Annotated in this window: 11 protein-coding genes; 5 read left to right on the forward strand and 6 right to left on the reverse strand. The window is 74.2% G+C overall.

All coding sequences use genetic code 11. The features are described 5' to 3' along the window. Positions 1 to 50: 50 nt before the first annotated feature. Entirely contained in the window at positions 51 to 2171 is a 2121-nt protein-coding gene (gene glgX, locus IO33_RS0133640; RefSeq protein ID WP_031172102.1) for a glycogen debranching protein GlgX, read from the forward strand. A 117-nt stretch (positions 2172 to 2288) separates the two neighbouring features. Further along, positions 2289 to 4664: a malto-oligosyltrehalose synthase gene (gene treY, locus IO33_RS0133645; RefSeq protein ID WP_209438956.1), complete on the forward strand. Its 2376-nt coding sequence runs from the start codon at positions 2289 to 2291 to the stop codon at positions 4662 to 4664. Positions 4665 to 4670: 6 nt separating this feature from the next. On the opposite strand, the gene IO33_RS0133650 is transcribed toward treY, so the two are convergent. Next, positions 4671 to 5612 (reverse strand): LysR family transcriptional regulator, encoded by a 942-nt coding sequence (locus tag IO33_RS0133650; RefSeq protein ID WP_031172104.1) that lies wholly within the window; start codon positions 5610 to 5612, stop codon positions 4671 to 4673. A 111-nt stretch (positions 5613 to 5723) separates the two neighbouring features. Between IO33_RS0133650 and lpdA the strand changes: the two genes are divergently transcribed. Together lpdA and IO33_RS0133660 are read left to right on the forward strand one after the other, a co-directional pair. Next, positions 5724 to 7190, forward strand: coding sequence for a dihydrolipoyl dehydrogenase (lpdA, locus tag IO33_RS0133655; protein WP_031172105.1), 1467 nt, complete (start codon positions 5724 to 5726; stop codon positions 7188 to 7190). A gap of 139 nt (positions 7191 to 7329) precedes the next feature. Then, positions 7330 to 8580 carry a M14 family zinc carboxypeptidase gene (locus tag IO33_RS0133660; protein WP_031172106.1) on the forward strand — a complete coding sequence of 417 codons (1251 nt, stop codon included), beginning with the start codon at positions 7330 to 7332 and terminating at the stop codon, positions 8578 to 8580. A gap of 92 nt (positions 8581 to 8672) precedes the next feature. Here the strand turns inward: IO33_RS0133660 and IO33_RS0133665 are convergent, their stop codons facing one another. Both IO33_RS0133665 and IO33_RS0133670 read right to left on the reverse strand, forming a co-directional pair. After that, a complete protein-coding gene (locus IO33_RS0133665) occupies positions 8673 to 9095 on the reverse strand; it encodes an SSI family serine proteinase inhibitor (RefSeq protein ID WP_031172107.1) in 423 nt (140 codons plus the stop codon). 108 nt (positions 9096 to 9203) lie between these two features. After that, complete coding sequence (locus tag IO33_RS0133670) at positions 9204 to 9755, reverse strand: FHA domain-containing protein (RefSeq protein WP_031172109.1); 552 nt, start codon at positions 9753 to 9755, stop codon at positions 9204 to 9206. A gap of 191 nt (positions 9756 to 9946) precedes the next feature. Here IO33_RS0133670 and treZ point away from each other — a divergent pair, with 191 nt between their 5' ends. Continuing rightward, the gene (treZ, locus tag IO33_RS0133675) at positions 9947 to 11692 is read left to right on the forward strand and encodes a malto-oligosyltrehalose trehalohydrolase (RefSeq protein ID WP_031172111.1); all 1746 of its coding nucleotides are present in this window, start codon (positions 9947 to 9949) and stop codon (positions 11690 to 11692) included. Between the two features lie 115 nt (positions 11693 to 11807). Here the strand turns inward: treZ and IO33_RS0133680 are convergent, their stop codons facing one another. From IO33_RS0133680 to IO33_RS0133690, 3 genes are all read right to left on the reverse strand, one after another. After that, positions 11808 to 12743 (reverse strand): phosphotransferase family protein, encoded by a 936-nt coding sequence (locus tag IO33_RS0133680; protein ID WP_031172113.1) that lies wholly within the window; start codon positions 12741 to 12743, stop codon positions 11808 to 11810. Between the two features lie 62 nt (positions 12744 to 12805). Then, a complete protein-coding gene (locus IO33_RS0133685; protein ID WP_031172115.1) occupies positions 12806 to 13933 on the reverse strand; it encodes an aminopeptidase P family protein in 1128 nt (375 codons plus the stop codon). Positions 13934 to 14158: 225 nt separating this feature from the next. After that, positions 14159 to 14728, reverse strand: a complete 570-nt coding sequence (locus IO33_RS0133690) for a PDZ domain-containing protein (protein ID WP_031172117.1) — start codon at positions 14726 to 14728, stop codon at positions 14159 to 14161. Positions 14729 to 15139: the final 411 nt, after the last annotated feature.

Here is a 15139-nt window from a genome sequence, read left to right on the forward strand (position 1 = left end):
GGGGGCCAACGCGGCCCCAGGGCGGCGGCACACCTGGGAGAGTCGTATCCATGCAGGTCTGGCCTGGACAGGCGTATCCGCTCGGCGCCACCTACGACGGCGCCGGAACCAACTTCGCGGTCTTCACGGAGGCCGCGGACCGAGTAGAGCTGTGTCTGCTGCACGACGACGGCTCGGAGACGGCGGTGGAACTGCGCGAGAGCGACGCGTTCGTGCGGCACGCGTATGTGCCGGGCGTGATGCCCGGACAGCGCTACGGGTTCCGGGTGCACGGCCCGTACGACCCCGGACGCGGCCTGCGCTGCAACTCCGCGAAGCTGCTGCTCGACCCGTACGCGAAGGCGATCAGCGGCTCGATCCGCTGGGGCGAGGAGGTGTACGGCTACCACTTCGGCGCTCCGGACAGCCGCAACGACCTGGACTCGGCGCCGCACACCATGGCGTCGGTGGTGATCAACCCCTACTTCGACTGGGCCGACGACCGGCCGCCGCGTACCGAGTACCACCACACGGTGATCTACGAGGCCCACGTCAAGGGCCTGAGCATGCGTCACCCGGGGCTCCCGGAGGAGCTGCGGGGCACGTACGCGGCGCTCGCCCATCCGGCGCTCATCGACCATCTGACCAAGCTCGGGGTCACGGCCCTGGAGCTGATGCCCGTACACCAGTTCGTGCAGGACCACCGGCTGGCCGACATGGGCCTGGGCAACTACTGGGGCTACAACACCGTCGGCTTCTTCGCCCCGCACAACGCGTACGCCTCCTGGGGCGACCGCGGCCAGCAGGTGCTGGAGTTCAAGTCGGCGGTCCGGGCGCTGCACGAGGCCGGGATCGAGGTCATCCTGGACGTCGTCTACAACCACACCGCCGAGGGCAACCATCTGGGCCCGACGCTGTCCTTCAAGGGCATCGACAACGCGTCGTACTACCGGCTCGCGGACGATCCGCGCTACTACATGGACACCACGGGCACCGGGAACTCGCTGCTCATGCGGTCCCCGCACGTGCTCCAGCTGATCATGGACTCGCTGCGGTACTGGGTCACCGAGATGCACGTGGACGGCTTCCGCTTCGACCTCGCGGCCACGCTGGCCCGGCAGTTCCACGAGGTGGACCGGCTGTCGTCGTTCTTCGACCTGGTGCAGCAGGACCCGGTGGTCTCGCAGGTGAAGCTGATCGCCGAACCCTGGGACGTGGGCGAGGGCGGCTACCAGGTGGGCAACTTCCCGCCGCTGTGGACCGAGTGGAACGGCAAGTACCGGGACACGGTGCGGGACCTGTGGCGGGGTGAGCCGCGGGCGCTCGCGGAGTTCGCCTCCCGGCTGACCGGCTCCTCGGACCTCTACCAGGGCGACGGCCGCCGCCCGCTGGCCTCGATCAACTTCGTCACCTGCCACGACGGCTTCACGCTGCACGACCTCGTCGCGTACAACCACAAGCACAACAGGGCCAACGGCGAGGACAACCGGGACGGCGAGAGCCACAACCGGTCCTGGAACTGCGGGGTGGAGGGCGAGACGGACGACCCGGAGGTGCTCCGGCTGCGCGCCCGGCAGATGCGGAACTTCATCGCCACGCTGATGCTGTCCCAGGGCGTGCCGATGATCAGCCACGGCGACGAGTTCGCGCGCACCCAGCGGGGCAACAACAACGCCTACTGCCAGGACAACGACCTGTCGTGGGTGCACTGGCCCGAGGACGGCGGCGATCCGGCCGGTGGTCTGCTGGAGTTCACGCGCGCGATGGTGTGGCTGCGCCGGGACCACCCCGTCTTCCGCCGGCGCCGCTTCTTCCACGGCCGTCCGGTGGAGGGCACCCATGACGATCTCTCCGACATCGCCTGGTTCACCCCGGAGGGCACCGAGATGACCCAGCGGGACTGGGACTCGGCGCGGGCGTCCGCGCTGACGGTGTTCCTGAACGGCAACGCGATCTCCGAGCCGGGCGCGCGCGGGGAGCGCATCACCGACGACTCGTTCCTGCTGATGTTCAACGCCTCGCCGGCACCGCTGGACTTCGTGGTGCCGGTCGACCACGGACGGCAGTGGCAGGTCGTCGTCGACACGGCCCAGCCCGACGGGGTGCCGCCGGGGTCGGGGACGAAGGTCGGGGCGGGCGACCGGATCACCTTGCCGGACCGCAGCCTGACCGTGCTGCAGCGGCCGGCGTAGCGGGCCCGTCGCGTCAGTGGCGGCAGCCCCCTGGCGGGGGCTGCCCGTCCACTAGGCGCGTGGGTCCGTGCGCGCGGCGATGACACGAAAGACGGCCGACGGGGTACGTAGGTTTCCATGACTTCTGCGCGCCCCGGACCGGAGGTGCCCACGGCCACCTACCGGCTGCAGCTCCAGCCCGCGTTTCCCTTCGCCGCCGCCGCGGCGGCGGTACCGTACCTGGCGTCGCTCGGCGTCTCGCACCTGCACCTGTCCCCCGTCCTGGAGGCCGTGCCCGGCTCCGCGCACGGCTACGACGTCGTGGACCACGCGCGCGTGCGCGAGGAACTGGGCGGCGAGGAGGGCCTGCGGTCGCTGGCACGGACCGCGCGGGAGCACGGTCTCGGCCTGGTGGTGGACATCGTGCCGAACCACATGGCGATGGCACCCCGGCACAACCACGCCCTGTGGGAGGTGCTGCGCGAGGGGCCCGGCTCGCCGTACGCGCGCTGGTTCGACATCGACTGGGGGGCGCAGGACGGGCGGGTGCTGCTGCCGGTGCTCGGCGCCCCGGTCGGCTCACAGCTGGAGCACCTGGTGGTCGACGGCGACGTACTGCGCTACCACGAGCACGCCTTCCCGCTGCGCGCGGGCACCGCGGAGCTGCCGCTGCCGGAGCTGCTGGACGCCCAGTGGTACCGCCCGGTGTGGTGGCGGCTGGCCCGTACGGAGCTGAACTACCGGCGGTTCTTCAGCATCTCGGAGCTGATCGGGCTGCGGGTGGAGGATCCGGAGGTGTTCGACGCCACCCACGCCAAGATCCTCCAGCTGCTGCGCGAGGACGTGATCGACGGGCTGCGCGTCGACCATCCCGACGGGCTCGCCGACCCGGACGCGTACCTCGCCCGGCTGCACGAGGCGACCGGCGGGCGCTGGACGGTGGTGGAGAAGATCCTCGCCGACGGCGAGCGGCTGCCGGCGACCTGGCCCGTCGCGGGCACCACCGGTTACGACGCCCTGCGCCAGGTCGACGGCCTGTTCACGGACCAGACGGGGGCGTACGAACTGCTGGGCCGCTACCGGGCCTTCGCGGCGCCGCAGACGGACCGGGGCGGCAACTGGGAGGCGACGGTGCGGCGGGCTGCCTACAAGGTGCTCACGCACGAGCTGGCCGCGGAGACCGACCGGCTCACCCGGGTGGCCACCCGGCTGTGCGCCTCCTCGCCCGACCTCGCGCTGCGCGACCGGGCCCCCTGGGCACTGCGCACGGCCGTGGAGGAGCTGCTGGTACGGATGCGGGTGTACCGGCCGTACGCCTGCGGTGACACGGCCGCCGTCGTCACCGAGGAGGCCGCCGACGAGGCGCGGCTGGCCTTCGTGGTGCCCGAGGAGGCGGAGGCCGTCTCCATCGTGCGGCGGCTGCTCGTCGAGCCGCCCGGTGACCCGTCGGCGCCGGACCACGCCGACCGGGTGGAGTTCCGTACCCGGTTCGCGCAGACGGCGTCGGCGCTGCGCGCCAAGTCGGTGGAGGACACGGCGTTCTACCGCTATGTGCCGCTGCTGTCGGCGACCGAGGTGGGTGGCGATCCGGGCCGTCCGGGGGTGTCCCCGGAGGACTTCCACGCGTACTGCGCGCGCGTGCAGCGCGACTGGCCGGCCACCGGCACGGTGGTCACCACGCACGACACCAAGCGCAGTGCCGACGTGCGTGCGGCGCTGGCCGTGCTCACCGAGTGCCCCGACCGGTGGACGCGGCTGCTGGCCGAGGCGGCCGGGCCCGAGGAGGGCGTGGGCGTGCCGGACGGGCAGCTGGCCTGGGCGGCCTGGCAGACGGTGTTCGGGCTCGGGCCGGCGGAGGAGGAGCGGGTGCGGCAGGCACTGCTGAAGCATGTGCGCGAGGCGGGCATGTACACCAGCTGGACGGAGCAGGAGCCGCCGTACGAGGAGGCGGTGGCCTCGTTCGTCGCCGCCGGCCCGTGCGGGGCGCCAGGCGCGCGCGTGGCCGCGTTCCGCAAGGCGCTGGAGCCGCACATCCGGGCCAACGTGCTCGGCACCGCCCTGGTTCATCTGACGATGCCGGGGGTGCCGGACGTGTACCAGGGCACGGAGGGCGAGTACCGGGCGCTGGTCGACCCGGACAACCGGCGTTCGGTGCCGTTCCCGCCCGAGGTGCCCGGGGAGAAGGACGCGCTGACGGCGGCGGCGCTGCGGCTGCGCGGCCGGCGCCCCGGCGCCTTCGGCACGTCCGCGTCGTACGAACCGCTCACCGCCGAGGGCCCGGCGGCGGAGCACTGTGCGGCGTTCGCGCGCTCCGGCGAGGTGGTCACGGCGGTGACCCGGCTGTCGCTGCGCCTCGCGGAGGCGGGCGGCTGGCGGGACACCGGGCTGACCCTGCCGCCGGGCCGCTGGGCGGACGTGCTGACCGACGGCAGGGAGTTCACGGGGCACGCGCGCGTGGCGGACCTCTTCGACCGGCTGCCGGTGGTGCTGCTGGAGCGGGTGGCGCAGGGGTGAGGCGGCTCAGCGGACGGGCGCGGCGGGCAGCGGGCAGTCCTCGTACGGCTGTTCCGGCAGGTCCCCGAGAGCGGGCCAGGTGGTGCGCAGGAGGTTGACGAAGGCCGCGGCGGCCCCGGTGGGCGGCACGCGCGCGTAGACCGTCAGGGGGCGCTTCCATGCCGGGTCGGGGCTGAGGACCATGCAGTCCTCCCCGACGGCACCGCGCACGACGTGGGAGGGCGCGACGCACACCCCGACACCGGCCGCGGCCATCCGCACGGCCGTCGAGGTGTGCTCGGTCCACACGGCGGTCCGGGGCGCGAACCCGGCCCGCCCGCACGCCCAGTCGAGGAAGCGCGCGCCGTGCACGACGGGTTCCATGGCGCAGCGGATCCAGGCGCGGTCGGCGAGTTCGGGCAGGGTCACCGTCGTACGGCCCGCCAGCCGGTCGTCGAAGGGGACCACGAGGACGAGTTCCTCCTCGCCGACCGGTACGACCGTGCCCGGGGGGTCCGCGGGCCCGGGGCCGAACGCGAGGTCCGCGGTGCCGCGCTGCACGGCCTCCTCCAGCGCCTCGGTGGTGGCGTACTCGTGCAGGCGCAGCAGGACCCGGGGACGGGCCGCGCGCCAGCGGGCGAAGACGTCGGGCAGGACACCGACGGCGAGGGAGTGCAGGGTGGCGACATGCAGTTCGCCGCCCTCGGCTCCGGCGGTGGCCCGCGCCGCGCGGCGGGCCTGCGCGGCGCTGCGGACGGCGAGTTCGGCGTGCGGCAGGAAGGCCCGCCCCATGGGGGTCAGGCGCACGCCGCGGGCCAGGCGCTCCAGCAGGGCGCCGCCGACCGACTTCTCCAGCGCCTTGATCTGGTGCGAGAGCGCGGGCTGGGTGACGTGCAGGGTCTCCGCCGCGCGGGTGAAGGACGCCTCCTGGACGACGGTCACGAAGTACTCCATCTGCCGCAGGCTCAACTCCGCGCCCTCCCCCGGGACCCACCGACATGCCGCCCATAAGCATTCTGCATGGCTTCCACAACAACATTGCCTTGGACTCATGACAAGGGGCGGGCGGAGGGTGGAGGCATGAGCACACAGGCCACGAACACCCCGGATGTCCTCGTCATCGGCGGCGGAACGGGCGGCTACGCCACCGCGCTGCGCGCCGCCTCCCTCGGGCTCGGCGTCGTCCTCGTCGAGCGCGACAAGGTCGGCGGCACCTGTCTGCACCGGGGCTGCATCCCGAGCAAGGCGATGTTGCACGCCGCCGAGCTGGTCGACGGCATCGCCGAGGCGCGCGAGCGGTGGGGGGTGAAGGCCACGCTGGACTCGGTCGACTGGGCGGCGCTGGTGGCCACGCGGGACGACATCGTGGCGCGCAACCACAAGGGGGTCGAGGCGCATCTGGCGCACGCCGGCGTACGGGTGGTGCGCGGGAGCGCACGCCTGACGGGTCCCCGTACCGTGCGGGTGGAGGGCGCGCTCACGGATTCCGCGCCGGGCGCCCCGGAAGGGCCCGCGCCCGGCGTGCACGACTTCACCGCGCGTCGCGGCATCGTCCTCGCCACCGGCTCGCGCCCGCGCACGCTGCCGGGGCTCGTGCCGGACGGGCGGCGGGTGGTGACCAGCGACGACGCGCTGTTCGCGCCGGAGCTGCCGGCGTCCGTCCTGGTGCTCGGCGGGGGCGCGATCGGCGTGGAGTACGCCTCCTTCCACCGGTCCATGGGCGCGGAGGTCACCCTGGTCGAGGCCGCGGAGCGGATCGTGCCCCTGGAGGACGCCGATGTGAGCCGGCATCTGACGCGTGGCCTGAAGAAACGCGGGATCGATGTGCAGGCGGGCGCCCGGCTGCTGGACGCGGACGTGCTGGAGAACGGCGTACGCGCGCGCGTGCGCACCGCGCGGGGCGAGACGCGCACGGTGGAGGCGGAGCGGCTGCTGGTGGCCGTCGGCCGGGCACCGGTCACCGAGGGCCTGGGCCTGGCGGCGGCCGGCCTGACGACCGACGGGCGGGGGTTCGTCGTACCGGCGGACTGGAAGCGGCTGGAGACGGCCGTACCGGGCGTCCATGTCGTCGGCGATCTGCTGCCGCCGCCGTCCCTGGGCCTGGCCCACGCCTCCTTCGCGGAGGCCCTGCTGGTCGCCGAGACCCTGGCCGGGCTGCCCTCGGCCCCGGTGGACTACGCCGCCGTACCACGGGTGACGTACTCCGCGCCGCAGACCGCCTCGGTGGGGCTGAGCGAGGCCGAGGCACGCGCGCGGGGGCGTGCGGTGGACGTCGACACGATGCCGCTGACCGCCGTCGCCAAGGGCATGGTGCACGGCCAGGGGGGCATGGTGAAGGTCGTCACCGAGGCCGGCGGTGGGCAGGTGCTCGGCGTGCACCTGGTCGGCCCGCATGTGTCGGAGATGATCGCGGAGAGCCAGCTGATCGTCGGCTGGGACGCCGAGCCCTCGGACGTGGCGCGGCATGTACACGCGCACCCGACGCTGTCGGAGGCGGTGGGCGAGGTGTTCCTGACCCTCGCGGGACGCGGCCTGCACCAGCAGTGAGCCCACGGCACGCACCGCCCGCGCCATGCCCCGGCGCCTGAGTCCGGACGCCCCCGGGAGCCTCCCCCGCAGCGTTCTTGACAGTTCACCCTTCGCGTGCGGGACTTGGAGGGCGAAGCCGGGCGGGAACAAGTCGGGGGTGAGTCTTCTGCCGGAGCTGCGCTATCCCAGCGTTCCCGAACTGATCGCCTCCGCTCAGGCGTTGGCCGCTCAGGGACCAGGGCTGTGCTCGCTCAGGCAGGTGGGCCTCTCACGTGCGGGAAGACCCCTGCACCTGCTGTCGGTGGGGCACGCCCGGCGGGCGGTGCTGGTGGTCGCCGGCGCCCACGCCAACGAGCCGACCGGGGGCTCCACCCTGCGGGTGCTGGCCGAAAGAGTGCTGGCCGAGCGGGAGTTGCGGGCGGACACGTCCTGGCACTTCCTGCTGTGCGCCGATCCGGACGGCGCGAGCCTGCATGTGACACCGGCTCCGCGCAGCCTGCTCGACTACCACCTCGGCTTCTACCGGCCGACGGGCGCCGAGCAGCCGGAGTGGTCGCCGTCCGTGCTGCCGCCGGACCGGCTGCCGCCCGAGACCCGGGCGCTGACGGGGGTGATCGACGAACTGCGGCCCTACCTCCAGGTGACCCTGCACGGCACCGACCTGGGCGGCAGCTGGGTCCAGCTGACCAGGGACGTGCCGGGGCTCGCCGAGCCGTTCGCCAAGTCGGCGGCACAACTGCACATCCCGGTGGAGACGGGCGCCTCCGACGCCGCGGGCTGGCCGGCCTCCGGCCCCGGTGTGCATGTCATGCCCGGCCCGGAGACGGGCGCCGCCTACCCGAGCATGCCGGACGACGCACGGCACAGCACCTGGTACCACGCGCACCGGTACGGCGGTCTGACGGCCGTGGTGGAGGTGCCGATGTGGGCCAGCGACCTGGTGGACGATCCGGCGCCGCACCCGGCACCGGCGGCGGCGATGCGGCGCCTGGCGCAGCGGCTGCTGCGGGACGCGCTGGAGGTGGAGCACGTGCTCACCGACGCGCTGCCCCGCCTGGAGGGCGTGGACGGTCCGCTGCTGCGGGCGGCGCGCTGGGCGCTGGAGCTGATCCCCGGCCTGGCCGAGGACTGGGTCCACACCCCGCCGGCCGGCACGACGATGGCGTACGTCGGCAGCGTGGACGCCTTCGGGCGGCGGCTGCCGCTGCGCGCGGCGGCCATGCTGCTGCGAGTGCTGCGGGAGACGGACGACCGGGCGGCACCGGGGCTGGAACAGCTCGTAACCGCCTGGTGCGACGCCTTCGCGACACGGTTCCGGGCCCGCTGGGTGCCGTTGGAGCACCAGGTGGAGCATCAGTCCCGGACGGTGCTGGTGGCGGCGCAGCAGGCCCGTGAGCGGATGGTGTGAGGCCGTCACGCCTCCCGAGCCGCCTTCTCCCTGCCGCGCCGCCCCTGTCGCGCCGCCCGGACCGACCGTGCCGCGCCGCCCGCCGGCCCGGCTCAGTGGTCCACGGCGAACACCGCTCCCGTCCGCGCCTCCATGACGCACTTGCTGGAGTACGTCTCCTGGTAGTCGACGGGCTGTCCGTTCCACTGCCCGTGCGCGTGGACGGTCACGGGGGCGAAGATCATCGGACAGAAGACCTTCTTCTGCGCGATGCGCGCGATGTCGCCCCGGGCGGCCTCGAGTTCGGCACAGGCCTCGGCCGCCCGCGCGTACCCCAGCGGCAGCGGGTCGCACAGCAGCAGGGTGCCGTGCTTGTCGCCGGCCAGGGTCTCGCCGCGCGCGACGGTGAGGTAGAGCCAGTTGTCCGTGAGGGGGAACGTGCTGCGGGGGGCCGCCTGGGCGGGGGCCGCGGCGAGCAGGCCGGCGGCAGCCAGCAGGGCGCCGGCCGCCGCTGTGACTCGGGTGATGTACGTCATGCCCCATGCATCGGCACACCGGCGCGCGTTCCGCAGCCCGGCTCACCCGATCGGTAGGGCACGCGCGTGTGACGGTGCACCCGTTCGGGCACGACCGGTCGGCGCCGCTCAGCTCACGGCGAGCCGGAACGCCATCCGGCCGAAGGCGACCTGGTCGCCCTCGCGGACGACGACCGACCCGATCACCCGGCGTCCGTTGACGGTGGTGCCGTTGGTGGAACCGAGGTCCTTGAGGACCCACAGGTCCGCCTGGCGCCTGAGTTCGGCGTGCAGGCGGGAGACGGTCTCATGGTTCAGGCGCAGCCCGCATGCGGGATCGCGGCCGATGCGCAGCGGGTGGGCGTGCGCGGGGTGCGGCAGCAGCAGCTTGGGCAGCCGCTCGGCCTGCCAGGCGCGGCGCAGCCGTACGGTGAATCCGGAGACGGCCTCGACGCTGCCGAGGACCGCGCGGGAGAAACGGTTCTCGCGGGGCAGGTCGGCGACGAGCGCGGCCAGTTCGTCGGACCGGCGGGCGGCGAGCGCCAGCTCCATACGGCGTACGAACGTGTCGTGCGAGAGCCGGCCCAGGGCGACACCGTCACGCAGCACCCGCAGCGCCTGGTCGCGCTCCGCGTCGGACAGCCGCGCGGGGTAGGTGGAGAACTCGAAGGACGACGTCACGCTGGTGATTGTCGGGCAGCGAACCCCCGGTGTCCAGAAAACGGGGAATCGGCGCCGTTCTGCGCGCACTTCCACGACACCCACCGGGAAAGGGTGAATTCGGAAGCGGACTGATCGTCCCGGCGGGCACGATGGGGACGCGGGACATCACGGTGAGCAGGCGAGACATCACAGACGAAGGGGAACCGTCCGTGCAGTTCGAGGTGTGGGCACCGCAGGCAGACCGAGTGACGCTCCACTGCGAGGGCGGGACGTGCGCGTTGGCGCGTGATCCCGAACGCGCCGGCTGGTGGACGGGGGAGGCGCAGGCCGGGGACGGCGCCCGGTACGGGTTCGCCCTTGACGACGGCCCCGTGCGGCCCGACCCGCGCTCGCGCCGCCAGCCGGACGGCCCGGACGGGCTGAGCGCTGTCGTGGACCACGGGCGCTACGCGTGGCGTGCCCCGTGGGCGGGGCGGGGGCTGCAGGGCGCCGTTCTGTACGAGGCACACGTGGGCACGTACACCCCCGAGGGCACCCTGGACGCGGCGGCGGCCCGGCTGGAGCATCTGGTGGAACTGGGCGTCACGCACGTGGAGTTGCTGCCGCTGTGTCCGTTCCCGGGACGCCACGGCTGGGGGTACGAGGGGGTGTCGCTGTGGGCGGTGCACGAGCCGTACGGCGGGCCCGATGCGCTGAAACGCTTCGTCGACCGGGCGCACGAACTCGGTCTGGGGGTCGTCCTGGACGTCGTGCACAACCACCTGGGCCCGTCGGGCAACCATCTGCCCGCCTTCGGGCCGTACTTCACCGACACGCACCACACGCCGTGGGGCTCGGCGGTGAACCTGGACGCGCCGGGCTCGGACGAGGTGCGCGCTTTCCTCGTCGGCAGCGCGCTGGCGTGGCTGCGGGACTACCGGATCGACGGGCTGCGCCTGGACGCGGTGCACGCGCTGTACGACACGCGCGCGTGCCACTTCCTGGAGGAGCTGTCGGCTGCCGTGGACGGCCTGGCCGAGGAACTGGGCCGGCCGCTGTTCCTGATCGCCGAGTCGGACCTGAACGACCCGCGGTTCATCACCCCGCGCGCGGAGCACGGCCTCGGGCTGCACGCGCAGTGGAACGACGACTTCCACCACGCCCTGCACACCGCGCTGACCGGCGATTCCCAGGGCTACTACGCCGACTTCGCCCGGGCCGGCTTCGCCGCACTCGCCAAGACGCTCACCGGCGGCTACTTCCACGACGGCACGTACTCGACGTTCCGCGGCCGGCACCACGGCCGCCCGCTGGACCGCGCGCGGGTGGCCGGGCACCGGCTCCTCGGCTACAGCCAGACCCACGACCAGGTCGGCAACCGTGCCCAGGGCGACCGGCTCGCCGCCCGCCTCTCCCCCGGCCTGCTGGCCTGCGCGGCGACGCTGACACTGACCTCGCCGTTCACGCCGATGCTGTTCATGGGCGAGGAGTGGGCGGCGGGCACACCGTGGCAGTTCTTCACCGACCACACCGATCCGGAGCTGGCCGAGGCGGTACGGCGGGGCCGGCGGCGGGAGTTCGCGGCGCACGGCTGGGCCGAGGAGGACGTACCGGACCCGCAGGACCCGGCGACCCGGGAGCGGTCCTGCCTGGACTGGGCGGAGCCGGAACGCGAGCCCCACGCGCGCGTGCTCGCCTGGTACCGCCGGCTGATCGCGCTGCGCCGCGACGAGCCCGACCTCACCGACCCCGACCTGGCCGACACGAAGGTGGCGTACGACGAGCAGGCCCGCTGGCTGGCCTTCCGTCGCGGTGACGTGCGCGTGGCGGTGAACCTCGGCAAGGAGCCCGCGGCCATCCCCCTGGGCACCCGCCCGGCGGAGGTGCTGGCGGCCTGGGAGCCGGTGCGGGTTCCGGGACCGGACGGGTTGCTCCAGCTTCCCGGGGAGTCGTGCGTGGTCCTGTCGCAGCCGTAGGGAGCGCACGCGCCGGGCGGCGTGTGGCCGTGGGCGGCCGCGGCCGCTCCGCCGCCGGTCGCGCCCACGCGGCGGAGCCGCATGTCGATACAGCACCGCACCTGCGCGGGGCGCGCTACGGCTCCGGCTCGTCCTCCTTGAAGTCCGACAGCCGCTCCAGCAGGATCGGCTCCCAGGCGCGTCGCAGCTGGACGCGGAGCAGGGGCAGGGAGCCGGGGGCGCGCCCTTCGAGGTGGTCGGTGAGGTGGACGACCGTGTCGCAGCGGGCCAGCCACAGCCCGCGCAGGCAGGGGCGGGCGCCGTAGCCGGCCAGGGTGGCGGCGCGGACGGCCGCCGGGGAGCCGACGGCGACGGCGAGCCCGGCGATGTCCTCGGCGGGGTCGCCCAGGGCCGCCCGGGTCCAGTCCAGGACGCCGCGGACCCGCCCGTCGGCGCTGACGACCACGTGCTCGCCGGTCATGCCGTGGTGGGTGAGGACCGCGGTGCCGGGCTGCGCGGCGAGCTGGGCCGCACCGGACGGGGTCAGCTGGCGCAGCCGGGCGGCGTCGAACTCGTCCGCGGCGGCGAGCCGTTCGGCGGCGTGCACGGCCATGCGGCGCAGGGCCTCCAGGGAGCGCGGGGCGGTGCGCGACACGCCGAGGGTCTCGGCCTGCCGTACGGGCACCGCGCGCAGTCCGGTGAGCAGTCCGGCGAGGTCGGCCTCGCCGACGGCGGAGACGTCGTGCTCGTCGGCCGTACCGCCGGGCACCTTGGTGTCCAGGGTGTAGGCGAGGCCGGGCGCCCAGTCGCCGTGCGCGACGCTGGTGGGGACGGCGACGGGCAGGTGCGGGCGGATCAGGTCGCGCAGGCGCAGTTCCCGGCGGCGGGCGACGGAGGACTCGCGGTCGGGCGCGAGGCGCAGCACATGGCGGGTACCGACCCACCACGTGTGCGTACGGCCTTCCGTCACGGGCCGCACATCGGGCCCCCCGGTGCCGTCGCCGCCCTCCTTGAGCAGCGAACGGACCAGTCTGCGGACGGTCTCCTCGGTGGGTGTCGGTGCCTGGGTCATGGGTCGCGCGTCGCCGTTCCTGGATGTCGTCGCGGGGGTGTCTCCTGGGTCGCTCCGTACTCTCAGTCCACTATGACCATGTCACGCGTGGTGGTGTTCAGGCGGCGGCCCCCGTCCTCGGTCACCGTGACGATGTCCTCGATGCGCACCCCGAAGCGGCCGGGCAGGTAGATGCCGGGCTCGACGGAGAAGCACATGCCCGGCAGGAGGGGCTGCTCCTCACCCTCGATCATGTACGGCGGCTCGTGCGTGGTGACGCCGATGCCGTGCCCGGTGCGGTGGATGAAGTACGCGCCGTACCCGGCCCCGGTGATCACCGCACGGGCGGCGCGGTCGACCTCCTGGCAGGCCACGCCGGGCCGTACGGCCTGGTAGCCCGCCTCCTGGGCCTCGCGCACGATGTCGTGCACCCGGCGCTCCTCCTCGGTGGGCTCGCCGACGTGGACCGTGCGGGTGGTGTCGGAGCCGTAGCCGTCCTTCAGACCGCCGAAGTCCAGGACGACCATGTCGCCGTGCTGGATGACGCGGTCGCCGACCTCGTGGTGCGGGTTGGCGCCGTTGGGGCCCGAGCCGACGATGGTGAAGTCGACCTGCTCGTGCCCGAAGCGGCGCAGCAGGCCGGCGAGGTCGTGGCCGACGTCGGACTCGCGGCGGCCGGCGAAGGGAACTTTCCGGATCTCCTCGAACGTCGCGTCGGCAGCCGCTCCGGCGGCGGCGAGGAGTTCCAGTTCCGCGGCGTCCTTGACGGCGCGCAGCATGGGGAGGGCGTCGGTGAGAGAGGCGTAGGAGGTGTCGGGCAGGGCCCGCTGCAGGCCCAGCAGGTGCAGGGCCCAGGTGTTGTCGCTGATGCCGAACCGGCCGCGGTCGTCGAGGAGCGCGGCGGTGACGGCGTAGGGATCCTTGCCGTCGGTCCAGTCGCGCAGGGCGAGCGCGGACGAGCCGGCCGCGTGCTCGGCGTCCGGGGCCTCCAGCGTCGGTACGACGAGCACGGGATCCCGGCCGGGGGTGAGGACCAGCACGGTGAGCCGTTCGGTGACGGCGGTGGGGGTGTAGCCGGTGAGCCAGACCATGTCCGGTCCCGGTGCCACCAGCAGCCCCGCGAGGCCGGCGTCGGCCGCGGAGCGCGCGGCGCGCTCCATGCGGGCCCTGTAGTCGGCGGCGGTGAAGGGCGCGGGCGTACTACCGGTCATCCGGGCCTCCGGGCGCGGGTGGGCGAACGGGCGAGGGCGTCTCGGGCAGCATCCTGCCCGGCTGGGCAGGGTCACGCGAGCCGGTCGCCGCTGCTCCCCGCGGGACGCGGTCGGCGCACACGGATCTCGGCATGGGGCCATCATGGCGTGTGGTGCGGATGGTGACCAGCGGGTTTGCCGGTGTGACCGAGGGAGTGCCGAGGCGGGATCCGGCGCCGCTCCCGCTCAGACCACCACACCCGGCAGGACCGTCAACTGCTGGAAGCCCCCGCCGGTGTGACGCACGGTGAGGAGCACCGGCTCTCCGGGCCGGGCACGGGCGACGACCCGGGCGAGATCGGCGGCGGAGTCGACGCGGGCGGAGCCGAACTGCAGCAGGACGTCCCCGCGGACCAGGCCGGCCGCATAGCCGGGGCCCGGCACGTGCACGCCCACGAGGAGCGCGCCCGCCTTCTCGGCGTCGACGGCCTCGACCCCCAGGACCGCCGCGGGGGTGGCGGCCGGAGCGGGGCTCGCGGTGGCAGCGGGCGTGGCCCGGGCGGACGGCGTGGCCGGCGGGGCCTGGCGCTGCAGTTCGGCGAGCCGGCTCAGGCCGATGACCGCGGCGCCGACCGTGCCGATGCCGACGCCGGACAGCACCAGCAGAGTGCCGAGGGACAGGCCGAACAGCACGGTCCGCAGCCGCCGGCCGCGCCGGGGCGCGGCGTGCGGGCGGTGGGCCGGGGTGGGGGTGCCACCGCCCGGCCGGGGGTCCTGACCTGGCATCGGCTTGGGACGCAACACAGTGGGTTCCATGGTTCGCTCGCCTCCGGCTGGTGCTCTACCCGGGGCACCGGGCCGCGACGAGACACGAACGAGTGAGACTGGCCGGAGGGTGGCTGAGGGTAGCCATGGCCCCCTGGGACGAACACCGGGCGACCCGCCCCCTGCCGGAGCACCGGCACGGGGCGGCCGGAGCCGGCGAGCCCCCAAGGGCACCGGCGGCCCGCGCCGCGGCCGGACCGCGGCGACGGAACTCACCCGACCGGCGTCACTCCCCGGCCCTTCAGCGCCTCGGACCACCCCACCCCCCGACCCGTCAGACCCGGACCGCCGGACGACGGACCCACAACCGTCCGCCCCGCACCGCCGGTTGACAGCCCCACGGACCGCCGCCCCACGGCTCCGCCGACCGTCGGCCCACGGACCGCCGCACCCCAGGCCTCT

Origin of the sequence: Streptomyces durhamensis (assembly GCF_000725475.1) — a bacterium.
In the GTDB taxonomy this organism is placed as follows: domain Bacteria; phylum Actinomycetota; class Actinomycetes; order Streptomycetales; family Streptomycetaceae; genus Streptomyces; species Streptomyces filipinensis.

Coding starts and splice junctions, on each gene's coding strand:
- IO33_RS0133685 (WP_031172115.1), bottom strand. CDS start 13,933: ATGACCGGTAGTACGCCCGCGCCCTTCACCGCCGCCGACTACAGGGCC.
- IO33_RS0133665 (WP_031172107.1), bottom strand. CDS start 9,095: ATGACGTACATCACCCGAGTCACAGCGGCGGCCGGCGCCCTGCTGGCT.
- lpdA (WP_031172105.1), top strand. CDS start 5,724: ATGAGCACACAGGCCACGAACACCCCGGATGTCCTCGTCATCGGCGGC.
- IO33_RS0133680 (WP_031172113.1), bottom strand. CDS start 12,743: ATGACCCAGGCACCGACACCCACCGAGGAGACCGTCCGCAGACTGGTC.
- glgX (WP_031172102.1), top strand. CDS start 51: ATGCAGGTCTGGCCTGGACAGGCGTATCCGCTCGGCGCCACCTACGAC.
- IO33_RS0133690 (WP_031172117.1), bottom strand. CDS start 14,728: ATGGAACCCACTGTGTTGCGTCCCAAGCCGATGCCAGGTCAGGACCCC.
- treY (WP_209438956.1), top strand. CDS start 2,289: ATGACTTCTGCGCGCCCCGGACCGGAGGTGCCCACGGCCACCTACCGG.